Raw genomic sequence first — 23,600 nt, 5'->3', positions numbered from 1 at the left:
CAGGCCGCCACCGTGCGGCCTGCGTCGCTGCATCTCCGGCCGCCCACCGCTCACCGACGTAGCCTCGCGGGATGAGGGAGACGCTGCGGACGGTGGCCCGGGTGCTGCTCGGGCTGGCCATGACCGGTGCCGGCACGCTGCACCTGACGACGCAGCGCGAGGCGTTCCGGGCGCAGGTGCCGAGCTGGTTCCCGCTCGGTGAGGACCTCACGGTGGTCGGCTCCGGCGTCGTCGAGATCCTGCTCGGCGTCGCCTTCGTCGTGCTGCCGCGCCGGCGGCGCCTCGTCGGGGCGCTGCTCGCCGCCTGGTTCGTCGTCGTCTTCCCCGGCAACGTCGCCCAGTACGTCGAGGGGGTCAGCGCCTTCGGGCTCGACACCGACACCAAGCGGCTCGTCCGGCTGTTCTTCCAGCCGCTCCTGCTCGTCTGGGCCCTCTGGGCGGGCGACGTCCTCCGCGAGGGCCGGCGGCGGGCCTCGACCTGACGGCCTGTCCGGGCCGGGACGCCTTCTGCCAGTGGTTCGCCCGATAGTGTGAGCCGGTCAACGCGGACCGACGAGCTTCCTCCACCGGACACGCTCCCCCGCACGCTCATGTCGTGCTGCTCGGGAGTTCATCGTGTCGTCGCTGCTGCGCTGTTCCGCGGGCGGCTTCTCGATGCTCGAGCTCGAGCTCGAGTCACGGCTGGCCGAGCAGATGGCCCATGTGACGGGGCGACGACCGTCGCCCGCCGAGCGTCGTTCGTGGAGTCGTAGCCTTCCCGTCCTGGCCGCCGACCTGCAGGATGCCGGGTTGTCGGGTGTCGAGATGCTGGTCGAGTACCAGCTCCCCCTCACGAGCAAGCGAGCCGATGTCGTGCTCGCCGGGGTCGGCCGACGGACCGGGGAGCCTGCCTACGTCGTCGTCGAGCTCAAGCAGTGGTCGGAGGCCACCCGCTTCGAGGACAGCGACGAGCTCGTGGTCGTGCCGGGGTACGGCGCCCGGCCCGTCACCCACCCCGTCCGGCAGGTGGGCGGCTACGTCGAGTACCTGACCGACTTCACGGCTGCTCTGGCCGACACGAAGGACGCGGTACGAGGCGTCGCCTACCTGCACAACGCCACGGACGACGGGGTCGGTGACCTGCTCCGGCCCGATGGTCCGGCATCCGCGCGCCTCTTCACCGGTCAGCGGCGGTCCGAGCTTGCCGGGTACCTGCGCGACGTCTTCGCGCCCACCAGCGGGGCCGAGTCGGCGGACGTGCTGCTGGGCAGCGCCATCCGTCCGTCCCGACAGCTCATGGCGGTGGCGGCAGACGAGGTCCAGCGCCGCGAGATGTTCACCCTCCTCGACGAGCAGAGGGACGCCTACAACTACGTGCTGCACAGCGTGAGGACGGCCTCCCACTCGTCCACCAAGACGGCGGTCGTCATCTCCGGCGGACCCGGCAGCGGCAAGAGCGTCGTCGCGCTCTCGCTCATGGGTGAGCTGGGTCGGCAGGGCCGGACGGTCGTCCACGCCACCGGTTCCCAGTCGTTCACCCAGACCCTCCGGCGCGTCGCGGCGGCCCGGAACCCGCGGGTGCGCAAGACGTTCCAGTACTTCAACTCCTTCATGTCGATGGAGGCCAACGCCCTCGACTGCGTCATCCTCGATGAGGCCCATCGCATCCGCGAGACGTCCGTCAACCGCTACACCCGCGCTCACCTCCGCTCGGGTCGACCGCAGATCGACGAGCTGCTGTCCGTGGCACGCACGCCGGTCTTCCTGCTCGACCAGCACCAGGTCGTCAGGCCCGGCGAGCTGGGGACGGTCGCCGACATCCGCGCCGCTGCGGCCGCGCGCGGGATGGAGGTGCTGCACGTCGACCTCGACGCCCAGTTCCGGTGTGGCGGCTCGGCCGCCTTCATCCGCTGGGTCGAGGGCCTGCTCGGTCTGGGTGACGCGCCTGCGCATCGCTGGCAGGGCGAGGACACCTTCTCCGTCGAGCTCATGGAGAGCCCCCATGAGCTCGAGGCGTGGCTGGCAGCCAAGCAGCAGAGCGGGTTCGGGGCCAGGCTGACCGCCGGCTACTGCTGGCCGTGGAGCGACCCCCGGCCCGACGGTTCGCTGGTGCCCGACGTGCAGATCGACGACTGGAGACGGCCATGGAACCTCAAGGGTGACCGTTCGATCGGCGGAGCACCTCCGGCACCCCTGTGGGCCACCGACCCTGCCGGGTTCGGGCAGGTCGGGTGCATCTACACCGCCCAGGGGTTCGAGTACGACTACGCAGGCGTCATCCTCGGGCCCGACCTCGTGTGGCGGGACGGGGCCTGGCGCACCGTGCGCCAGGCCAACAGGGACCCCGCCCTGCGCAACCTGAGCCAGGTATCGAACGCCGACGTCGACCGGCTGGTCCGCAACGTCTACAAGGTGCTGCTCACCCGCGGGATGCAAGGCGTCGGCATCTTCTCCCCCGACCGTCAAACGAGGGAGCACCTGTCCGACCTCGTGTGAACCGACCCCCCCCCTGCCCCCGACCACAGCTGTGACCACCACCGCGGATCGACAGGCTTCCCCGAACGGACATGCCTCCCCGCCTCCTCGAGAGGCTCGGCATGTCGACGTACGTCATCCTGATCGACCGGAACACCCCGGAGCACTGGGACCATGCGAAAGAGAACGGCTTCTGGGACCTCCAGAAGGCCTGGCGCGGTCTCGGTGCCGACGACACCGTCTACTTCTGGGTGACCGGCACTCCTGGACGGGTCGTCGGGCGTGCGCGCGCGGCCGGGGACAAGAGGCCCCTTGCTCCGGATGCGCCCCACGCGTGGTCGGCCGGGGACAGCCGTCGCGGCGAGTACCGCTACCGCATCGACCTGCAGGACTTCCAGGACCTCGACGTCCAGATCAGCTGGGGCGAGGTGGCCGACCACGCGGACGCCGGAGGCCGCCTCAACCCGGTGACGGAGATCCCCGAGCAGGGAGTGAGCTGGCTGGAGCGACGTCTCGGCCTCATGGTCGCCGACCCCTACGACGTTGCCATCGACGCGCTCGCGCACGACGCCGACAGCTATGTCGACATCGAGGCGCTCGGTGAGGACCGGCGGCAGCGGGTCCCGGCCACCGTCGTCATCCGGCGAGGGCAGCGGGCCTTCCGCGAAGAGCTGCTCCGGGTGTACCGGAGGCAGTGCGTCGTCACGGGCACGACCCTGGTCGCGCTCCTCGAGGCGGCCCACATCTCGCCCTACGGAGGAGAGCAGACCGACCTTGCCGAGAACGGCCTCCTCCTGCGCGCTGACATCCACACCCTCTTCGACCTCCACCTGCTCACCATCGACGCCCGTGATGACACGGTCAGGCTGACCCCCGAGCTGCAGGACGATGAGACGTATCGCTCACTCCAAGGCCACCGCATCGACTTCCCCGACCGCCTCCGGCCGGACCCCACCCTGTTGGCGAAGCACAACGCCGACTGCGAGTGGCTCTGACTCAGCCGAGGTGGCCGCGCACCGAGGCGTGTCCCTTGAGGAGGTTGCGGGCGATGGTGCGGCGCTGGATCTCGTCGGTGCCCTCGTAGATGCGCAGCAGCCGCAGCTCGCGGTACCAGCGTTCGACGGGCAGCTCGCGGGTGTAGCCCATGCCGCCGTGCATCTGCAGCACCCGGTCGACGATCTCGTTGGCCTTGACGCCGCCGTAGAGCTTGGCCATCGACTGGGCCTGGCGTGAGTCGATGCCGTTGTCGACCTGCCAGGCGGCCGTCAGCACGAGCCAGCGCAGCGCCTCGATCTCGGTGGCGGAGTCGGCGACCATCCACTGGATGGCCTGATACTCGGCGATCGGCTTGCCGAACGTCGACCGGTTGCGGGCCCACTCCATGCCCATCTCGACGAGCCGCTCGCACGCCCCGAGCGCACCGGCGGGCAGCATGTAGCGGCCCTTGCCGATCCACTGCATGGCGAGCTCGAAGCCGCGCCCCTCCTCACCGAGGATGGCCGAGTGCGGCACCCGCACGTCGTCGAAGACGAGCGCGGCCGGGCCCCATTCGCCCATCGTGTCGATCGGCTCGCTCTTCCAGCCCATGTCGCGGTCGACGAGGAAGCACGTGACGCCGCCGTCGGCGCCCTTCTCCTTGTCGGTGACGGCGAAGACCATGACGAAGTCGGCCTCGTTACCACCGGTGATGAACGTCTTCTCTCCGCTGATGACCCACTCGTCACCCTCGCGTCGTGCGCTCGTGCGGATGGCCCGCGCGTCGGAGCCGGCGCCCGGCTCCGTGATGGCGAAGCACGAACGCTTCGTGCCCTCGATGGTCGGCTTGAGGTAGCGCTCCTGCTGCTCCTCGTTGGCGCTGAAGAGGATGTTGTCGGCCTCCCCCGCGAACCGGAACGGCACGAAGGTGCGCCCGAGCTCGACGGCGATGAGGGCCGACATGACGGCGCCGAGCCCCATGCCGCCGTGGCTCTCGGGCGTCTGGATGCCGAAGAACCCGGACGCGCGCGCCTTGTCCTGCAGCGCCGTGTGCTCCGCCTCGGTGACGCCGCGCTCGCCGCGCCGCTCGCGGGTCAGCACCTGCTGCTCCAGCGGCATGAGCTCCTTGGTGACGAAGGTGCGCACCCAGTCGCGGATGTCGCGCTCCTCGCTCGACAGCGTGAGGTCCATGTCAGTTCTCCTTCGTGGCAGGGGTGGCGGGCGTGGAGACGGCGCCACGGGGGTCGAGGGTCTTCGTGTGTCGGCGCAGCTCGGCCTTGGCCAGCGCGTTCTTGTGCACCTCGTCGGGGCCGTCGGCGAAGCGCAGGGTCCGGATGCCGGCGAAGGCGAGGGCGAGCTCGTGGTCCTGGCTCAGACCCGCGGCCCCGTGGGTCTGGATCGCCTTGTCGAGGATCCACTCGACGGTCTTCGGGGTGGCGATCTTGATGGCCTGGATCTCGCTGTGCGCGCCCTTGTTGCCGACGGTGTCCATGAGCCAGGCCGTCTTGAGCACGAGCAGCCGCAGCTGCTCGACGCGCACCCGCGACTCGGCGATCCAGTCGCGCACGACGCCCTGGTCGGCGATGGGTCGACCGAAGGCGACCCGCCCGCTGGCCCGGCGGCACATCGCCTCGATCGCCACCTCCGCGAGCCCGATCGACCTCATGCAGTGGTGGATCCGGCCGGGCCCCAGCCGTGCCTGCGCGATGGCGAACCCGCCGCCCTCCTCGCCGACGAGGTTCGACGCCGGCACACGCACGTCGGTGAAGCGCAGCTCGGCGTGACCGCCGTGGTCGTGGTCGTCGTAGCCGAAGACCTCCATGCCGCGCACGACCTCGAGGCCCGGGGTGTCCCGCGGGACCAGCACCATCGACTGCTGGCGGTGCCGGTCGGCCGACGGGTCGGTCTTGCCCATGACGATGAGCACGGCGCACTCGGGGTTCATCGCGCCGGTGATCCACCACTTGCGACCGTTGATGACGTACTCGTCGCCCTGCCGCTCGATGCGCAGCCCGATGTTGGTCGCGTCGCTGCTGGCCACGTCGGGCTCGGTCATCGCAAAGGCGGAGCGGATCTCACCGCGCAGCAACGGCTCCAGCCACTGCTCCTGCTGCTCGGGGGTACCGAACTGCGCCAGCACCTCCATGTTGCCCGTGTCGGGCGCGGCGCAGTTGAGCGCGGCCGGGGCGAGCCGGATCGAGCGGCCCGTGACCTCGGCGAGCGGCGCGTACTGCAGGTTGGTCAGCCCGGCCCCACGCCCGCCGGGCAGGAAGGCGTTCCACAGGCCGAGCTCACGCCCCCGCTCGCGCAGACCCTGCAGCACGGGCACGGTGCTCCACGCCCAGCGATCGCCGAGGTCGGCCACCTCCGAGTCGAACTGCGGCAGGGCGGCATCCACCTCGTCGGTGACGAAGGCCCGCAGGGTCTCGACGCGGCGCTCGGTGTCGGGGTCGAAGGCGAAGTGCACTCAGCTCTCCTCGGTCGCGCGCAGGCCGGCCCGCACGAGCGGCACCGTGGCGTCGCCGATGTGGGCGAAGCCCGACCCCACGGTCTGGCCCTGCGTGTAGCGGTAGTGGATGCCCTCGAGGATGACGGCGAGCTTGAAGTAGGCCAGCCCGAGGTGGAACGAGAGGTGGGTGAGGTCGCGGCCGCTCGCGTCGGCGTAGCGACGCCGCAGCTCGACGGGTCCGATGAAGCCCGGCGCCCGCGAGACGTCCGAGACGGCGACGGTGTCCATCACCCGGGGCAGCGCCTGGTACGCCTCGAGCAGGGCGACGTCGGTGAGCGGGTCGCCCACGGTCGCCATCTCCCAGTCGAGCACCGCGGTGACCTCGTCGCCGTCGCCGACGAGGAGGTTGTCGAGGCGGTAGTCGCCGTGCACGACGATGACGTCGCCGCTCTCTGGGACGCTGGCCGCGAGCCGTGCGTGCAGGTCGTCGATGCCGTCGAGGTCACGGCTGCGCGACGCGTCGAGCTGGCGCTTCCAGCGACGGACCTGTCGCTCGAGAAAGCCCTCGGGGCGGCCGAAGTCACCGAGACCGACCGCGTCGGGGTCGACGGCGTGCAGCTCGACGAGCGTGTCGACGAGCCGCTCGCTGATGGTGCGCACCCGCTCGTGCCCGACCGGCGACAGCTGGGCCGCGAAGCGGTACGGCGTGCCCGCGACGTGCTCCATGACGTAGAACGGGGCACCGATGACGTCCACGTCGGTGCACAGTGCGTACGTGCGCGGCACCGGCACGGCGGTCCCGGCCAGCGCGGTCATGACCCGGTGCTCCCGCGCCATGTCGTGGGCCGTCTCGAGCACGTGCCCCAAGGGCGGACGCCGCACGATGACGGTGCGCCGGCCGTCGCCCACCTCGTACGTGAGGTTGGACTTGCCGCCCGCCACCACCCGCGCCGTCAGCGGCCCGTCGAGGATGCCGGGAGCCGCGGTCTCGAGGTACGCCGAGACCGCGCCCAGGTCGAGGCCGGGAGGGTCGCCGGCCGGACCTGGCCGCGGACCGTCCGGCCCCGACCGCGCAGTGGCGGCGGCGGATCGCTCTGTCACGTCAGGCCTTCGGCCCACCGGCGACGTAGATGACCTGTCCCGAGACGAAGCTCGCGTCGTCACGGACGAGGAAGGCTGCGGTGGCGGCGATGTCGTCGGGCTGACCCACCCGGCCGACGGGGATCTCCTTGGCCGCGCCCTCGAGGAACTGCTCGAAGGTGATGCCCATGCGCTCGGCCGTCTGCCGCGTCATGTCGCTCGCGATGAAGCCGGGGGCGATGGCGTTCGCCGTGACGCCGAACTTGCCGAGCTCGATGGCGAGGGTCTTGGTGAACCCCTGCAGGCCGGCCTTGGCGGCCGCGTAGTTCGCCTGGCCGCGGTTGCCCAGGGCCGACGTCGAGCTGAGGTTGACGATGCGCCCCCACTTGGCGTCGATCATGTGCTTCTGCGCGGCGCGGGTCATGAGGAACGACCCCCGCAGGTGCACGCCCATGACGGCGTCCCAGTCGTCGGTCGTCATCTTGAAGAGCATGTTGTCGCGGATGATGCCGGCGTTGTTGACGAGCACGGTCGGGGCGCCGAGTCCGTCGACGACCCGCTCGACGGCGCTCTGCACCGCCGCCTCGTCGGACACGTCGACGCCGACCGCGAGGCCCCGCCCACCGGCCGCCTCGATCTCGGACACGACTGCCGCACAGGCACTCTCGTCGAGGTCGAGTACGGCCACGGCGAAGCCGTCCGCGGCGAGTCGACGGGCGACGGCGGCACCGATGCCGCGGGCGGCTCCGGTGACGATGGCGGTGCGGCTGGTGCTGGGCTGGTCGGTCATGCACTCTCCTGGTCTCGGTGCCCGGCGGGTCCGGGCGGACTCACGGGCGGATTCACGGGCGGGGTGTGGTCGAGGCGCTGCTGCAGCCGGTTCATGCCGGCGAGCCACTCGTCGGGGTGGGCGGCCCGCTGCGCGCTGTAGCCGGCCACCTCCGGGTGCGGCAGGACGTAGAACGCGTCGGTCCGCAGGGCGCGCCACACGGCATCCGCCACCTCGTCGGGGGTGACGACGGCGTCACGGGTGAGCAATGCCTGCAGCGGGCCCGACTCCTCGAGCATGCGGGTCTGGACGCCCTGCGGGCACACGGCCTGCACGACGATGCCGCGGTGGCGGTACGTCGCGCTCAGCCACTCGGCGAAGGCGACGGCGGCGTGCTTGCTCACGCTGTAGGGCGCGTCGCCGAGCATCGTCAGCAGGCCGGCGGCGCTGGCGGTGACGACGAACCGGCCCCGCCCCCGCTCGAGCCAGTGCGGCACGAGCACCCGGGCGGCGCGCACGTGAGCGAGGACGTTGACCTCGAGCGCCTGCTGCCACTGCTCGTCGCTCGCGTCGAGACCGGCGAGGGTGCCGACACCGGCGTTGGCCACGAAGACGTCGACCCCGCCGAAGCGCGCGGTGGCCGTGTCGACGAGGGCCCGCACGCCGGCATCCGTCGACGTGTCGCCGGCGACGGCGACCGCACCCGTGGCCTCGGCCACGTCGCCGAGCGCCGTAGCGTCGAGGTCGCCCGCGACGACCGCCCAGCCCTCGCGGGCGAAACGTTCGGCGAGCGCACGGCCGATGCCCCGGGCCGCCCCGGTGACGACGACGACGTCGGGCATGGTGCTCCTCGTTGAACGGTGACTAAGCGCTTGCTTACCTTCCCCCGGCGCGGGGGCGTGCGTCAAGCGCCGGGGCGGCGCTCACAGCCACCTCACAGCCCACCGGTGGGCGGTCGGGCGGTCAGACCTCGCCGCGCACCACGAGGGTCAGCGGCACGACGTCGCCGATCTCGACCGCCTCGGCCCGGCGCACGGCGTCCTTGAGCGGCACGAGGTAGCCGCCGTCCTTGGGGAAGAGCGACGTCGTGAACTTGGTGTCGCGCAGCCGCGCCGTGACCGGCAGCACGCCCCACCCGTAGCTGACGAAGGCGACGTCGTGCAGCGCCTGCGACTCGGGCTCGGGCACGCGCACGAAGTGGTAGGGCGACGGGCCTCGCCAGTGCACGACCTCGCCGGTGAACTCCACCTCCATGACCGACAGGATGACACCGCCCCGGCCCGCGCGGGGTTCGTCGAGCCCGCGCATCGGGCACGATCGACGCATGCTGCTGCACGACGTCGTCGACACCGCCCGCACCGTCGCGGCCACGAGCTCGCGCACGGCCAAGGTCGAGGCCCTCGCCGCCTGCCTCCGCCGCGCCGCCGACGACGGCCCCGAGACCGTCGAGGTCGTCGCCTCGCACCTGTCGGGGGTGCTGCCGCAGCGCCGCATCGGGGTGAGCTGGCGGGGTCTGACGGGCCTGCCCGACCCTGCGTCGGAGCCGAGCCTCACGGTCGAGCAGGTGGATGCCGCCGCCACCCGGATCGCCGCCATCGCCGGGTCGGGCTCCGGCGCCGCCCGGTCCACGGCCGTCGGCGAGCTGTTCGCCGCCGCCACCGCAGACGAGCAGACCTGGCTGCGCGGCCTCATCACCGGCGAGACCCGGCAGGGCGCGGGTGACGGCGTCATGCTGCAGGCCGTGGCGAAGGCGGCCGACGTGCCCGACGCCGCCGTCCGCCGCGCCGTCATGCTGGCCGGGTTCACCGGCCCGGTGGCCCGCGCCGCGCTCGAGGGCGGCGCACCGGCGCTCGAGGCCCTCGTGCTCGAGGTCGGGCGGCCGCTGCGACCGATGCTGGCCGGCTCGGCACCGGACGTCGCGGGGGCCCTCGCCACGCTGGGGGGCCAGGTGCTCGTCGAGGCCAAGCTCGACGGCATCCGGCTGCAGGCACACGTCGACGACGGGGAGGTGCACCTCTACACCCGCACCCTCGACGAGGTGACCGACCGCATGCCCGAGATCGTCGAGGCGCTGGCCGGGCTCACGGTGCGACGCGCGGTGCTCGACGGGGAGGTCATCGCGCTGCGGTCGGACGGTCGCCCGCAACCCTTCCAGGTCACCGGTGCCCGAACCGCGAGCTCGCAGGACCCCGCCCGGCTGCGCGACGAGGTGCCCCTGACGCCGTTCTTCTTCGACGTGCTGCACCTCGACGGCGACGACCTCGTCGACGAGCCCGCGGCGGTGCGCTGGCGACGTCTGGCCGAGACGGTGCCGCCGGGCTGGCTCGTCCCCCGCCTGCTCACCGACGACCCGACGGAGGGGCAGCAGTTCTTCGACGACCTGGTCCTCGCCGGCCACGAGGGGGTCGTGGTCAAGGACCCCGCCCTGCCCTACGCCGCCGGCCGGCGCGGACCGGGCTGGGTCAAGGTCAAGCCGCGGCACACCCTCGACCTCGTCGTGCTCGCCGTCGAGTGGGGCAGCGGCCGCCGCACGGGGAAGCTGTCGAACATCCACCTCGGGGCGCGCGACGCCGACACCGGCGAGCTCGTCATGCTCGGCAAGACCTTCAAGGGCATGACCGACGAGATGCTCGCGTGGCAGACCGAGCGGTTCCTCGACCTCGCCGTCGAGCGCGGCGACCGGGTCGTCACCGTGCGGCCCGAGCAGGTCGTCGAGATCGCCTTCGACGGGGTGCAGAAGTCGACCCGCTACCCCGGCGGCATGGCCCTGCGGTTCGCGCGGGTGCTGCGCTACCGCGACGACAAGCCGGTCTCGGAGATCGACACCGTGCAGGGGGTGCGCGCGCTCGCCGGCTGGTGACCCCTGCCGGCCCCGGGCGGCCGTTTCCGGTTGCCGCACCCCGATGGCGTAGGTAAGTTCCGTCGAAACGACTCGACGCGTAACTTCTTCACAGCCTCGGAGGCGCCATGTCCACGTCAGACCTCTCCCGTCGTTCCGTGCTCGCCGGTGGGGCCGCCGCCCTCGCCGTCGGTGCGGCCGCCCGGTCCGCGTCCGCCGCGACGGGGGCCGACAGCAGCCCGGATGCCGTGGTGCCCGGTGAGGCGCGCGGCGAACGTGGGTGGGTGACCTCCACGCTGCGGCGGATGACGTTGCAGGAGAAGGTCGGTCAGCTCTTCGTCCAGAACGTGTACGGCTCCGACGCCACGACCGCCGACGACCGCAACCTGCCTCTCTACGGGGTCGCCAGCCCGGCCGAGGTCGTGCAGAAGTACCACCTCGGCGGCGTCATCTACTTCGCGTGGACCGACAGCGTGCAGAACCCGGAGCAGATCACCGGCCTCTCCAACGGCCTGCAGCGGGCCGCCCTGACGCAGCAGAGCAAGGTGCGCGTGCCGCTGTCGATCTCGACCGACCAGGAGCAGGGCGTCGTCACGCGCATCGGCCCCCCGGCGACGCAGTTCCCCGGCTCGATGGCCCTCGGCGCCGGGCGCAGCAGCGCCGACGCGCGCACCGCGGCCGCCATCACCGGTCGCGAGCTGCGGGCCATGGGCGTCAACACCGACTTCGCGCCCGTCTGCGATGTCAACGTCAACGCCCTCAACCCGGTCATCGGCACCCGCTCGTTCTCGTCGCACCCCGACCTCGCCGCCCGGCTCGTCGCCGCGCAGGTGGCCGGCTACCAGCGCGACGCCGGCATCTCGTCGTCGGCCAAGCACTTCCCCGGTCACGGCGACACCGCGACCGACAGCCACGTCGCCTTCCCCATCATCACCCACACCCGTGAGCAGTGGGAGCAGCTCGACGCGCCGCCGTTCAAGGCCGCCATCCGCCAGCAGATCGACATGATCATGACGGCACACCTGTCGTTCCCGGCCCTCGACGACTCCGGCGACCCGGCGACCCTGAGCCGCGCGATCATGACCGGCGTGCTGCGAGAGGAGCTCGGCTTCAAGGGCGTCATCATCACCGACTCGCTGGCCATGCAGGGGGTGCGCGACCTCTACGGTGACGCCGAGGTGGCAGTGCGGGCGCTGCTCGCCGGGGTCGACCAGCTGCTCATGACCCCGGCCATGGACGACGCGTACGCCGCCGTCGTCGACGCGGTCGAGACCGGCCGTCTGACGCAGGCCGATCTCGACGCCAAGGTCGAGCGCGTGCTGCGGCTGAAGTACCGCCGTGGTGTGGTCGCCCGGCCCTACGCGAACCCGGACCGGCTCAGCGCCCTCGTCGGGACGCCGCGCAACCTCGACGCCGCCGCCACGATCACCGACCGCACGACGACGCTCGTCAAGAACGACGACGGGGTGCTGCCGCTGGCCGTGTCGGGCCGGAAGGTGCTCGTCACCGGCTACGGAGCGACGACGACGGCGACCCTCGCCGCCGGCCTCACCTCCGCCGGCGCCACGGTGACGACGATGGAGACCGGCTCGGCGCCCACCGACGCGAAGATCGCCCCGGCCGTCGCGGCGGCCTCCGCCCACGACGCCGTCGTCGTCACGACCATGAAGGCCTGGGACCGCAGCGTCACCGACCCCACCGGCGGCCAGCAGAAGCTCGTCACCGCCCTGCTCGCCACGGGGACGCCCGTCGTCGTCGTGGCCGTGCGCGACCCCTACGACATCGCGTACCTCACCAATGCCCCGACCTACCTCGCCACCTACTCGTACAGCCCCGTCGCCGTCGAGGCCGCCGCCCGCGTCATCACCGGCGAGGTCGCCCCCGGCGGGAGGCTGCCGGTCGACATCCCGGTCGCCGGTTCAGGCACCGAGGTGCTCTACCCGTTCGGCCACGGCCTCTCGTACTGACCCGAGCCCACCCCGCCCGCCCGAGTCCGAAGGGACCCCCATGACCCTCTTCAACCGTCGCCAGCTGCTCGTCGGCGCGACCGGCGCGGCCGGTGTCGCCGCCGCCTCGGTGGCCGGGGCCGGCGCGGCCGCCGCAACGGCCGCCGTGCCCACCGCCACATCTCCCGCCTCCGCCGCCTCACACGCCGCCGGCACGCCCCGCGTGCGGACCGGCGCCGAGCGCGCGGCCGCCTCCCGGTGGTCGGTGCTGCGCGGGCAGCGCGTGGGCGTCATCACCAACCCCACCGGCATCCTCACCAACCTGCGCACGGTCGTCGACGAGATGCACGAGTCACGCGCGGTCGACATCGTCGGCGTGTTCGGGCCCGAGCACGGCTTCCGTGGCACGGCCCAGGCCGGCGACTCCGAGGGGACGAGCATCGACCCCCGCACCGGCCTCACGGTGTACGACGCGTACGGCGCGGACACGACGAAGATGACCGAGCTGTTCCGTACGGCCGGTGTCGAGACGGTCGTCTTCGACATTCAGGACGCCGGAGCGCGGTTCTACACCTACATCTGGACGATGTACACGGCCATGCGGGCGGCCGTCACCGTCGGCGCCCGCTTCGTCGTGCTCGACCGCCCCAACCCGACCGGTGGCACGGCCCGCGGCCCGATGATGACGACGCCGTGGACCTCCGGCGTCGGCGCCAAGGAGATCGTGCAGGCCCACGGCATGACGGTCGGCGAGCTGGCGCGCTACTTCGACGGCGAGTTCCTCACGGCCGACGCGGGCGCGCGGCTGCGCGACCTCACCGTCGTGCAGGTCAAGGGGTGGTCGCGCCGCGACACCTTCGCCGACACCGGCCTGCCCTGGGTCATGCCGAGCCCCAACATGCCGACGCCCGACACCGCCCTCGTCTATCCCGGCACAGGGATGTTCGAGGGCACCAACCTCTCGGAGGGCCGCGGCACGACCCGGCCGTTCGAGCTCATCGGTGCGCCCTACGTCGACTACCGCTGGGCCGAGCGCCTCAGCGCCCTGGGCCTGCCGGGGGTCGACTTCCGCGAGGCGTACTTCACGCCGACGTTCAGCAAGCACGTCAATCTCGTCTGCGGCGGGGTGCAGCTGCACGTCACCGACGGTCACCGCTTCGACCCGATCCGCGCCGCCGCCGAGATGCTCGTCGCCGCCCGCGACCTCTACGACGAGTTCGACTGGCGCTACGACTCGTACGACCCCGCACGCCCCTACTGGATCGACAAGCTCACCGGGTCGACGCGACTGCGTGACCAGATCACCGCCGGGGCCACCGCCGACGAGGTCGTCGCCGCGTGGCGCAACGAGCTGTCCGCCTTCGAGTCGCGCCGCCGCCGCTACCTGCTCTACCGCGGCTGACCGGTACCACTGCCCAGGCCGACGTCACACCCCACCCGACCAACCCCACACCCCCCACACTCGAGGAGTGCCATGCGCCTGCGCCCCGTCGCGGCGGCCCTCGCCGCCACCGCCGCCCTCACGCTGGGCGGAGGTCTCATGACCGCCACCCCGGCGAGCGCCGACCCGTACGACGACCCACATCTCGGGTTCGCCCCGGCCGCAACGGTGCTCGAGGACTCCACGCCCCGGCGGGCCGGTCTCGACCCGAAGACCATCGCGGATGCCGTCGCCGCCGTCCACGCGGCCGAGGAGGCACCCGCGGGCGGGCACCCGTTGTTCGCCGGCGCCGTCGGCCTCATGGGCCACGAGGGCAAGGTCGTCGAGCGCGACGCGAGCGGCTGGGCCCTCCGGTGGGCCGACCCGACGACCGAGCTGCCTCGCGACCAGTGGGAGCCGGTGCGCACCGACACTGTCTTCGACCTCGCGTCGGTCTCGAAGCTCTTCACCTCGATCGCCGTCGTCCAGCTCGTGCAGGAAGGTGCCGTCTCGCTCGACGCCCCGGTCGCGACCTACCTGCCGGAGTTCGCGGCGAACGGCAAGCAGGACGTCACCGTGCGCCAGCTGCTCACCCACACGTCGGGCTTCGTCTCGTGGCTGCCGCTTTGGAGCGCCTACCCCGACAAGGCCGCCCGCATCAAGGCCGTCATGGACCAGCCGCTCGACAACCCGCCCGGCACGACCTACCTCTACAGCGACCTCAACCTCATCACCCTCGGCGTCATGGTCGAGCGGCTGCGCGGTGCCCCGCTCGACGTCGTCGTGCACGACCGCATCACCGCGCCGCTCGGCATGGACGACACCGGCTACAACCCGACCGACCCCGGTCGCACGGCCGCGACCGAGTACCAGGCCTCCCCGCCCCGCGGCATGGTGCGCGGCGAGGTGCACGACGAGAACGCCTGGTCGCTGGGCGGGGTCGCGGGCCACGCCGGGGTCTTCTCGACGGCCGACGACCTCGCCGTCATGGCGCAGGCGCTGCTCAACGGCGGCGCCTACGAAGGGCACCGCATCCTGACCCGCCAGAGCGTGACGTCGCTCATCACGAACTTCAACGGCCGCTTCCCCGACGATGCCCACGGGCTGGGCTTCGAGCTCGACCAGCGCTGGTACATGGACGCGCTCGCTGGCCCCCGCACCGCCGGGCACACCGGGTACACCGGCACGTCCGTCGTCATCGACTTCGCGTCGCGCTCCTTCGCCATCCTGCTCACCAACCGCGTCCACCCGTCGCGCGACTGGGGCTCGGTCAACGAGCCGCGCCGGCAGTGGGCCCACGGTCTCGCGGCCGCTATGCCGTTGCGTGCGCAGGTCGGCCGCACCGCCTGGTACGCGGGCGGGCGCAACGCCGAGGCGAGCACCCTGACGACGACCGCCGTCGCCGCCCCCACCCGCGGAGCGCTGCTCGAGTTCGACCTCTTCCTCGACACCGAGACGACCGACCCGCTGTACCTCGAGCGCTCGACCGACGGTGGCACGACGTGGATGCCGGTCAGCTTCCAGATCCGCGACCGCGGGGTCACGAGCACCCACGACGGCGTCATCGCCGGCTCCGGGGTGCGCCGGTGGGTGCACGTGCGGGCCGACGTGCCGGAGGGGGCGGCGCAGCTGCGCTGGCGACACGTCACCGACGCGACCTCGCTCGGGCGGGGTGTCGCGGTCGACGGCATCCGGGTGACGGCGCGGGGTTCGGGCGCGGTGCTGCTCGACGCCGAGCGGCGCCCGGCCACGCTGACCACGGTCGGGTGGGAACCACTGGGGGCGAAGCCCTGACGGGGGCCCTACCGTGAGGCCCATGACGCAGACCGTTCGCGAGACGTCTCCCGTCGCACCGCTCCTCGTGCGGCTGCGGGGCATCCGCCCCTCGCTGTCACCCGCGGAGGAGCGCGTGGCAGCCGTCGTGCTCGACGACGCCGCCGGCGCCTCCCGGCTGACGATCAGCTCACTGGCGGCGCGGGCCCGCACGTCCGAGACGACGGTGCTGCGCTTCTGCCGACGGCTCGGGCTGCGGGGCTACCCGCAGCTGCGGCTCGCCCTCGCCGCCGAGGCCGCCCAGCCGCACGCGCGGGTGCCGGCCGGCAGCGACCTCAGCGCCGACGACACCATCGACGACATCATCGCCACGGTCACCTTCACCAACGCGAGCGCCGTCGAGGAGACGACGGGCCAGCTCGACCGGACGGCCCTCGTCGACACCGCCACGGCCATCGCCGGCGCCCGTCGCGTCGACGTCTACGGCGTCGGGGCGAGCGCCGTCGTCGGGGCCGACCTGCAGCAGAAGCTGCACCGCATCGGTGTCGTCGCCTTCGCCTGGAACGACCCGCACATCGCGCTGACCAGCGCCACGCTGCTGCGCGGCGGAGACGTGGCGGTCGGGGTGTCTCACTCGGGCACGACGACCGAGACGATCGAGGCCCTCGCCGCGGCGCGGGCCGCCGGGGCGACGACGGTCGCCGTGACGAACTTCCCGCTGTCGCGGCTCGCCGTCGAGGCCGACCTCGTACTGACGACGGCGGCCCGAGAGACGAGCCTGCGCTCGGGGGCGACGTCGAGCCGCATCGCCGCCCTCACCGTCGTCGACTGCCTCTACCTCGCGGTCGCCCAGCGCCACCTCGCCCGCGCCCGCCGGGCCGTCGCCGCCACCCGCAAGGCGGTGGCCGGCCACCACGTGACCGAGGACGTCCGTGACTGACCACCTGACCCACCACCTCAGCGACCACCTCGCTGACCAGCGCCCCGACCAGCGCACCGGGGTCTCCGTCGACGCCCCCACCGAGGCGCGCAACCCGGCCACCACCCACCTCGACACCGCGTCGACCCTCGAGGTGCTGCAGGCCCTCAACGCCGAGGACGCCCGCGTCGCGCCCGCGGTCGCCGAGGTGCTGCCCGAGCTGGCGCGGCTCGTCGACCGCGCCGTCGCGTCGCTGCGCGCCGGCGGGGCCGTGCACTACTTCGGCGCCGGCACCTCGGGTCGCCTCGCCGTCCTCGACGCGGCCGAGCTGCTCCCGACGTTCGACGTGCCCCCCGGGCTCTTCGTCGCCCACCACGCGGGCGGGGCCGAGGCGCTCGTCCGCGCGGTCGAGGACGTCGAGGACGACGAGGTCGCCGGCCGGGCGGAGGCCGACGCCCTGGCACCGGGCGACGTCGCGGTGGGGCTGACGGCATCCGGCCGCACGCCCTACGTCGGCGCCGCCCTCGCGAGGGCCCGTGAGCGGGGGGCCGTCACCGCGCTCGTCACGGCCAACCCGGACGCACCGCTCGCCCCGCTCGCCGACCACCTGCTCGCGGTGCGCACGGGCGCCGAGGCGGTGACGGGCTCGACCCGGCTCAAGGCGGGCACGGCGCAGAAGCTCGTGCTCAACGGGTTCTCGACGGCGGTCATGGTGCGGCTCGGGCGTACCTGGGGCAACCTCATGGTCGACGTCGTCGCGACCAACGCCAAGCTCCGCGGCCGCGTCGTGCGCATCCTCGTCGAGGCGACCGGCGTCGACGAGGCCGAGGCGCGCACGGCCCTCGAGGCCGCCGACGGCGAGCTCAAGACGGCGATCGTCGCGGTGCTCGCCGGCGTCGGTCCGGACTCCGCCCGGCAGGCCCTCGCGGACCACGACGGGGTCGTCGCCGCAGCACTGACGGGCCTGCCCCCCGCGTCAGGTCGCTGAGCGACCCTCCCGCCGCGCGACGCGCCTGACGGCTGCAGACACGACGACGCCCGCCGATCGCTCGGCGGGCGTCGTTGTCGCCAGTGTCGGCGCTGTCGACACGGGGGCCGGGGTCCCGGCCGTCCGGTCAGGAGGCGGAGTCGCGGGCCGTCACGTCGGCCGACTCGACGGCCTGGTCGGCGGCGTCCTGCTCGGTGTGGGCACCGGCGTCGGCGAGGTCGCCCGACGACGACTGCAGGTGGGCGCGAACGAACCACTGGAACTGCTCGAGCTTCGCGACCTGGGCGATGAGCATGTCCTGCGTGACCGGGTCGAGGTCCTCGGTCTCGTCGACGAGGGCACGGTGGTCCTCGATGACCCCGGTGTAGACGAGGTCGAGGGCCGCGAGGTGCGCGGTCGTGTCGTCGCGCAGCAGGCTGTAGTCGTCCCACGAGCGCGCCTTGACGAGGGCGCCGGGCGTGCCGACGGGTGCGACGCCCATCGTGGCCATGCGCTCGGCGGTCTCGTCGACCATGTCGCGGACGGCGTCGATCTGCGGGTCGAGCATCTCGTGGACGCCGATGAAGTGGACGCCGACGACGTTCCAGTGGACGTGCTTGAGGGTCAGCTGCATGTCGTTGAGGGCGTGCAGTCGCATCTGCAGGGCCTCGCCGACCTGGTGCCCGTCGGACACGCTGAGACCGGGGACGGTGAACGGGGTGCTGGTGGAGTACGGCATGTCGAGGTCGTACCCACCAATCACGTCACGGCCAACGGATGCCGGGTGGCCGGCATCCGTGCTGCGGCGGGCCATCGTGCGGGGTTTGGCGGGGGGTTTGGTGCGGGGTCACGTCCGCCCTCTCCCGGACGTGCGAGAGGGGCGCCGTGGCGCCCCTCTCGTCGTGCTGGTGTGCTGCGTCGCCGGCTGGTGTCGCTCGGGCGGGCCCCCCATGGCCCGTCACGACCGCCGACGTCGCCGCCCGGGGTGGCGACCGGTGTGGTGACCGGTCGGCACCGTTCGTTACTGGTCGCCGCCGAGCAGCGCGCGCACCTCGTTCTCGCGGTAGCGCCGATGGCCACCGAGGGTCCGGATCGAGGTGAGCTTGCCCGCCTTGGCCCAGCGCGTGACCGTCTTGGGGTCCACGCGGAAGAGTGCTGCCACCTCTGCAGGCGTCAGCAGCTTCTCCGTGTCAGGTCGATCCTGCGTCATCGTCAACTTTCCCACCGCCTTGTCGCCTTGATCGCGACACGATTGCTCCCCAGGTAGGGGCCTAGTAATGAAAGAGTAAAGAACTCGCCTGCATCGCGCCGGGAAATCGCGGGAAAAGGTGGTCTGTCCGCCTTGTCAGACGGCGTTCGCCGCCCGGCGGGGCGCGACGGAGGAGGCGTTCCGGCATCCCGTGTCGGTGGGTGCCGGGTGACGATGGGGACGAAAAGGGCCGTCGCGCCGTGTGCGCACCCGGCCCCCGGCTCATGTAGCGTTAGCCCCACGAGAACACACATTCCCGGGGCCGCTACGCGGACATCGAAGGGCCGTTGAGGCACTTCGACGAGCGATGCCGCGCCGGCACGACGCGCGAGGGGGTCACGCCATGGGGCGCGGCCGAGCCAAAGCCAAGCAGACCAAGGTCGCACGGCAGCTCAAGTACTACACACCCGACACCGACCTGACGGCGCTGGAGCGAGAGCTGCACGGACCGTCGAGTGGTGCCTCGAGCCCGTCGCCTGCGCGCGACACCTCGACGCGCCCGGTCGACGACGAGTACGACGAGTACGGGAAGTGGGTCTCGGGCGAGCGCTGAGCTCGCCCCGGTCTCGATCACCCTGGTGCGCCGGTGTCGTTCCGGCCTCCATTCCCTCCTGCCCAGGGGCAGGCGGGCGGTCGACGTGTCGTGCACCCCGGTGTGTGACGCGTGACCGGAGGGTGCCCGGCGGGCTGACCGTCCCGTCTCGCTGACGCCGGCGACCGCTCAGGCGGCGGGGTGCTCCCCCACCACCTGGACGGCGCCGCCGTCGACGCCCTTGGCGCCGCGCACGACCTCGACGCCGTCGGCGACGCTCGCCCTCTCCTCGAGGGTGACCTCACCGATCGTCCAGGCGCGGATGCCGTGTGCCTCGCACACCTGCGCCGCGCGGTCGACGTGGGCCGCGGGGAGGACGGCGACGAACCCGACGCCCTGGTTGAGCGTGCGCTCGATGTCGGCCTGCGGCACCCGGCCGAGGTCCTGCACCGTGCGGAAGACGGCGGGCGGGGTCCACGTCGACCGGTCGAGTCGGGCGAACATGCCCGTGGGCAGCACGCGCGCGAGGTTGGCGGCGAGGCCACCGCCGGTGACGTGGCTGAGGCTGTGCACGTCGACGCCCTCGGTGCCGATGAGGTCGAGCAGCGGACGCGTGTAGAGGCGGGTGGGCTCGAGCAGCTCCTCGCCGAGGGTGCGGCCGAAGTCGTCGACGTGGCGGTCGAGGGCCCATCCGGCGCTCGCGACGACCCGCCGCACGAGGCTGTAGCCGTTGCTGTGCAGGCCGCTGCTGGCGAGGGCGAGCACGACGTCGCCGTCCTGCACCCGCTGCGGGCCGAGCACGGCGTCGTGCTCGACGACCCCGGTGGCGGCGCCGGCCACGTCGTACTCGTCGGGGTCGAGCAGGCCGGGGTGCTCCGCCGTCTCGCCGCCGACGAGGGCGACGCCCGCCTCCTCGCAGGCCCGGGCGATGCCGCCGACGATGGCTGCGATGCGTTCGGGCACGACCTTGCCCGTCGCGATGTAGTCGGTCATGAAGAGCGGCTCGGCGCCGCAGACGACGATGTCGTCGACGACCATGCCGACGAGGTCGAAGCCGATGGTGTCGTGGATGTCGAGGGCCTGCGCGATGGCGACCTTCGTGCCGACGCCGTCGGTGCTCGTCGCGAGCACCGGCCGGCTCATGCGGGCGAGGGCGCTGGCGTCGAACATGCCGGCGAAGCCCCCGAGCCCACCGAGCACCTCGGGTCGGGTCGCGCGACGCACCGACGCCTTCATCAGCTCGACGGCCCGGTCACCCGCCTCGACGTCGACTCCGGACCCGGCGTACGTGATGGGGTGCTCGCTCACGACCCCGACCCTACCGGCGGCCGCCCCCGCCCCGGACTCCCTCCCGCCCGCTGGCGCCCCCGGTCGAGGTAATCGACCGCGCCCCACCACGACCTCCTACCTCGACCGGGCGGCGCCTCTAACCGGTCGAGGTAATCGACCGCGCCCCACCACGACCTCTTACCTCGACCGGGCGGCGCGGACGCCCAAGCCGGCCGCCACCTGCTCCATGAACTCGTCCTCGAACAGTCGCAGGCCGACCAGGTCGATGCGCAGCACGGTGTCGTGGGCCAGGGCGACGCTGTTGCGACCAAGGTTGTCGAGGCTGACGGCGATGCCCTGCCGATGCTGCACCCCGTCGATCTCCACGACCAGCCGGGCACCCTGCCAGTGGACGTCGAGGTACAGGCGACCTCGGGGACCTTCGCGCAGGGACTGTCTCGTCGGCTCCGGCAGCCCTCGCACCCGACACAGCCGCGCGAAGTCGAGCTCTCCCAGGGCGCGAACCCCGTCGGCCATGTCCGCGATGACGGTCGTGATAAACCGACGCCGCCGACGACCGAGGCAGGTGGTGGCCGCCTCCCGCAGCGAGGCGGGCGTGACGAGTCCCTGCTGCACCGGCATGAGCAGCAGCAGCGCGGCTTGCCGGTCGGTGACCGCCCAGCCAGCGGCTCTCACCGTCGCCACTGCAGGTCGCACCCGGGGGATGCCGGTCGGCAGCACCTCCCCGTCGACGCGGCGGATGAGCTTGTGCACCGTCACACCCGGTACCGGCGCGATCGTGTGGGTGTGACGCACCGAGAGGTGCAGCCGCGACTCGTCGAAGCCGGTCAGGCCACCGGCGGCGAGCGCCGTGACACCGTCGAGGGTGGCCACACGCTCCCCCACCTCCCACACTGCCGCCCACGCCCGGGCGTTGACGGGCAGCGGACCTCGGTGCACTGCCACCGCTTGTCGGCCCAGCGTCGTCCAGCGCTGCGCCGTCACCTCGTGACGCACGTGGTCGTGAGTGATGCCCAACGTGCGGAGCTGTCGCCGCGAGAGCACGCCGCCCTGCTCGGCCGCCACCGCCTCCGCCCGCACCCGTCGCTCCTTGCCGGTCATCCGGTTAGCGTCGTGACCTCGGGTCGGGGCCGCCGCCCGTCAGGCTCCGGCTGTGGACGGCGACGACTCGACGCGGCAACGCCGGCAGGGGTGTGAACGGCGTTGTCGCCGCGCCCGGTCGAGGTAGGAGTTCGCGGCTGGGCGCGACCGATTACCTCGAACCGCGCCGGCCGGCATCCGGTCGAGGTAAGGGGTCGCGGTGGAGCGCGACGGATTACCTCGAACCGGGCTGGGGCGGTGACGTCAGGGGTGCTGGAGGGCGTTGGCGCCGCCGGTGCCGACCCCGACGGTCACCCCGTCGACGTCGACCGAGCGGTCGTGGCCCGTGCGCACCGTCAGGGGGAGCGTCTCGAGCAGGTGCTTGCCGATGCGGCCGTCCTCGGGGAGGTCGATCGGGTAGCGGCCGGTGAAGCAGGCCGAGCACAGCTGGTCGGCGGGCTGGTCGGTGGCGCCGATCATGCCCTCCTCCGAGATGTAGCCGAGCGAGTCGGCGCCGATGGAGGCGCGGATCTCCTCGACGCCCAGGCCCGTGGCCACGAGCTCGGCGCGGGTCGCGAAGTCGATGCCGTAGAAGCACGGCCACTGCACGGGCGGGCTGCTGATGCGCACGTGCACCTCGGCCGCACCGGCCTCGCGCAGCATGCGGATCTGTGCCCGCTGGGTGTTGCCGCGCACGATCGAGTCGTCGACCACGACGAGCCGCTTGCCCCGGATCGTGTGCTCGAGCGGGTTGAGCTTGAGCCGGATGCCGAGCTGGCGCAGCGTCTGCGACGGCTGGATGAAGGTGCGCCCGACGTAGGCGTTCTTGACGAAGCCCTGCCCGAACGGGATGCCCGACTCCTGCGAGTACCCGACGGCGGCCGGCACGCCCGACTCCGGCACCCCGATGACGAGGTCGGCGTCGACGGCGTGCTCGCGCGCCAGCACCCGGCCCATCTCGACCCGGGCCTCGTGCACGACACGGCCACGGATGACGGCATCCGGCCTCGCGAGGTAGACGTACTCGAAGACGCACCCCTTGGGCTGGGGCTCGGCGAACTTGTGCGAGCGCAGGCCGTTCTCGTCGATGGCGATGAGCTCGCCGGGCTCGATCTCGCGGATGACGGCGGCGCCGATGGTCTGCAGCGCGGCGGTCTCGGACGCGACGACCCAGCCGCGCTCGAGCCGGCCGAGGGCGAGCGGACGCACGCCCCACGGGTCGCGGGCGGCGTAGAGGGTGTGCTCGTCCATGAAGACGAAGGAGAAGGCGCCGCGCAGCTTCGGCAGCAGCTCGAGGGCGGCCTGCTCGGGCGTCTTGTCGGGGTCGGCCGACAGCAGCGTCGTCACGAGCGCGGTGTCCGAGGTGTTGCCACGGGCCAGCTCGCCGGTGACGCGGTTGTCGCCGAAGTGGTCGTCGACGAGGGTCCGCAGCTCGCCGGTGTTGACGAGGTTGCCGTTGTGGGCGAGGGCAAGCGTGCCGTGCTGCGTGCCGCCGAGGGTCGGCTGCGCGTTCTCCCACGTCGAGCCGCCGGTGGTCGAGTAGCGCGTGTGCCCGATGGCGAGGTGCCCCCGCAGCGAGCTCAGCGCGGTCTCGTCGAAGACCTGCGAGACGAGCCCCATGTCCTTGTAGACGAGGATCTTCTCGCCGTCGCCGGTCGCGATGCCGGCCGACTCCTGCCCGCGGTGCTGCAGCGCGTACAGCCCGAAGTAGGTGAGCTTGGCGACCTCCTCACCGGGGGCCCAGACGCCGAAGACGCCGCAGGCGTCCTGCGGACCCTTCTCGCCCGGTATGAGGTCATGGTTCAGCTGCCCGTCTCCGCGTGCCACGGCCCCAGTCTCACACACGGCCACCGGCCCG

At 72.5% G+C, this 23,600-nt stretch carries 21 protein-coding genes; 10 read left to right on the top strand and 11 right to left on the bottom strand.

The genetic code is table 11. From position 1 onward, the window contains the following. The first annotated feature begins 71 nt into the window (after positions 1–71). From DFJ68_RS00535 to DFJ68_RS18410, 3 genes are all read left to right on the top strand, one after another. Positions 72–482: a DoxX family protein gene (locus tag DFJ68_RS00535; protein ID WP_121030134.1), complete on the top strand. Its 411-nt coding sequence runs from the start codon at positions 72–74 to the stop codon at positions 480–482. A gap of 133 nt (positions 483–615) precedes the next feature. Next, on the top strand, positions 616–2,475 hold the full coding sequence (locus DFJ68_RS00530) for a DUF2075 domain-containing protein (RefSeq protein WP_121030132.1): 1,860 nt from the start codon (positions 616–618) through the stop codon (positions 2,473–2,475). 101 nt (positions 2,476–2,576) lie between these two features. Continuing rightward, a complete protein-coding gene (locus DFJ68_RS18410) occupies positions 2,577–3,449 on the top strand; it encodes an HNH endonuclease (protein ID WP_211333236.1) in 873 nt (290 codons plus the stop codon). Position 3,450: 1 nt separating this feature from the next. On the opposite strand, the gene DFJ68_RS00520 is transcribed toward DFJ68_RS18410, so the two are convergent. From DFJ68_RS00520 to DFJ68_RS00495, 6 genes are all read right to left on the bottom strand, one after another. Beyond that, complete coding sequence (locus tag DFJ68_RS00520; protein ID WP_121030130.1) at positions 3,451–4,620, bottom strand: acyl-CoA dehydrogenase family protein; 1,170 nt, start codon at positions 4,618–4,620, stop codon at positions 3,451–3,453. Position 4,621: 1 nt separating this feature from the next. Next, positions 4,622–5,896, bottom strand: coding sequence for an acyl-CoA dehydrogenase family protein (locus DFJ68_RS00515; RefSeq protein ID WP_121030128.1), 1,275 nt, complete (start codon positions 5,894–5,896; stop codon positions 4,622–4,624). Next, entirely contained in the window at positions 5,897–6,979 is a 1,083-nt protein-coding gene (locus tag DFJ68_RS00510; protein WP_121030126.1) for a phosphotransferase family protein, read from the bottom strand. Position 6,980: 1 nt separating this feature from the next. Further along, positions 6,981–7,748: a 3-oxoacyl-ACP reductase FabG gene (fabG, locus tag DFJ68_RS00505; protein ID WP_121030124.1), complete on the bottom strand. Its 768-nt coding sequence runs from the start codon at positions 7,746–7,748 to the stop codon at positions 6,981–6,983. Further along, positions 7,745–8,569 (bottom strand): SDR family oxidoreductase, encoded by an 825-nt coding sequence (locus tag DFJ68_RS00500; protein WP_121030122.1) that lies wholly within the window; start codon positions 8,567–8,569, stop codon positions 7,745–7,747. Before DFJ68_RS00500 ends, fabG begins: the two co-directional genes overlap by 4 nt. Positions 8,570–8,690: 121 nt before the next feature. Next, positions 8,691–9,035: a DUF1905 domain-containing protein gene (locus DFJ68_RS00495; RefSeq protein WP_245963361.1), complete on the bottom strand. Its 345-nt coding sequence runs from the start codon at positions 9,033–9,035 to the stop codon at positions 8,691–8,693. Between the two features lie 16 nt (positions 9,036–9,051). On the opposite strand from DFJ68_RS00495, the gene DFJ68_RS00490 reads away from it, so the two are divergent. From DFJ68_RS00490 to DFJ68_RS00465, 6 genes are all read left to right on the top strand, one after another. Then, positions 9,052–10,587, top strand: coding sequence for an ATP-dependent DNA ligase (locus DFJ68_RS00490; protein WP_121030120.1), 1,536 nt, complete (start codon positions 9,052–9,054; stop codon positions 10,585–10,587). Between the two features lie 107 nt (positions 10,588–10,694). Further along, a complete protein-coding gene (locus DFJ68_RS00485) occupies positions 10,695–12,533 on the top strand; it encodes a glycoside hydrolase family 3 protein (RefSeq protein WP_121030118.1) in 1,839 nt (612 codons plus the stop codon). Positions 12,534–12,573: 40 nt separating this feature from the next. Beyond that, positions 12,574–13,914, top strand: coding sequence for an exo-beta-N-acetylmuramidase NamZ family protein (locus tag DFJ68_RS00480; RefSeq protein WP_121030116.1), 1,341 nt, complete (start codon positions 12,574–12,576; stop codon positions 13,912–13,914). A gap of 72 nt (positions 13,915–13,986) precedes the next feature. Next, positions 13,987–15,726, top strand: a complete 1,740-nt coding sequence (locus tag DFJ68_RS00475; protein ID WP_121030114.1) for a serine hydrolase domain-containing protein — start codon at positions 13,987–13,989, stop codon at positions 15,724–15,726. A gap of 22 nt (positions 15,727–15,748) precedes the next feature. After that, positions 15,749–16,645: a MurR/RpiR family transcriptional regulator gene (locus DFJ68_RS00470; RefSeq protein WP_121030112.1), complete on the top strand. Its 897-nt coding sequence runs from the start codon at positions 15,749–15,751 to the stop codon at positions 16,643–16,645. Further along, positions 16,638–17,612, top strand: coding sequence for an N-acetylmuramic acid 6-phosphate etherase (locus DFJ68_RS00465; protein ID WP_245963360.1), 975 nt, complete (start codon positions 16,638–16,640; stop codon positions 17,610–17,612). Before DFJ68_RS00470 ends, DFJ68_RS00465 begins: the two co-directional genes overlap by 8 nt. A gap of 127 nt (positions 17,613–17,739) precedes the next feature. On the opposite strand, the gene DFJ68_RS00460 is transcribed toward DFJ68_RS00465, so the two are convergent. Together DFJ68_RS00460 and DFJ68_RS00455 are read right to left on the bottom strand one after the other, a co-directional pair. Beyond that, positions 17,740–18,330: a Dps family protein gene (locus DFJ68_RS00460; RefSeq protein WP_121030110.1), complete on the bottom strand. Its 591-nt coding sequence runs from the start codon at positions 18,328–18,330 to the stop codon at positions 17,740–17,742. A gap of 282 nt (positions 18,331–18,612) precedes the next feature. After that, positions 18,613–18,801 carry a BldC family transcriptional regulator gene (locus tag DFJ68_RS00455; protein WP_121030108.1) on the bottom strand — a complete coding sequence of 63 codons (189 nt, stop codon included), beginning with the start codon at positions 18,799–18,801 and terminating at the stop codon, positions 18,613–18,615. A gap of 382 nt (positions 18,802–19,183) precedes the next feature. Here DFJ68_RS00455 and DFJ68_RS00450 point away from each other — a divergent pair, with 382 nt between their 5' ends. After that, a complete protein-coding gene (locus tag DFJ68_RS00450; RefSeq protein WP_121034934.1) occupies positions 19,184–19,393 on the top strand; it encodes a DUF3073 domain-containing protein in 210 nt (69 codons plus the stop codon). Between the two features lie 168 nt (positions 19,394–19,561). Here the strand turns inward: DFJ68_RS00450 and purM are convergent, their stop codons facing one another. The 3 genes from purM to purF all read right to left on the bottom strand — a co-directional run bounded on the left by purM (position 19,562) and on the right by purF (position 23,569). Further along, positions 19,562–20,680: a phosphoribosylformylglycinamidine cyclo-ligase gene (gene purM / locus DFJ68_RS00445; RefSeq protein ID WP_121030106.1), complete on the bottom strand. Its 1,119-nt coding sequence runs from the start codon at positions 20,678–20,680 to the stop codon at positions 19,562–19,564. Positions 20,681–20,839: 159 nt separating this feature from the next. Continuing rightward, entirely contained in the window at positions 20,840–21,763 is a 924-nt protein-coding gene (locus DFJ68_RS00440) for a hypothetical protein (RefSeq protein ID WP_121030104.1), read from the bottom strand. Positions 21,764–22,006: 243 nt separating this feature from the next. Next, positions 22,007–23,569, bottom strand: a complete 1,563-nt coding sequence (gene purF / locus DFJ68_RS00435) for an amidophosphoribosyltransferase (RefSeq protein ID WP_121034933.1) — start codon at positions 23,567–23,569, stop codon at positions 22,007–22,009. Positions 23,570–23,600 lie beyond the last annotated feature (31 nt).

The organism is Terracoccus luteus (assembly GCF_003635045.1).
GTDB lineage: Bacteria > Actinomycetota > Actinomycetes > Actinomycetales > Dermatophilaceae > Terracoccus > Terracoccus luteus.
Note: the sequence above shows the minus strand (reverse complement) of the source record. Positions and strands in the feature narration are given on the sequence as shown.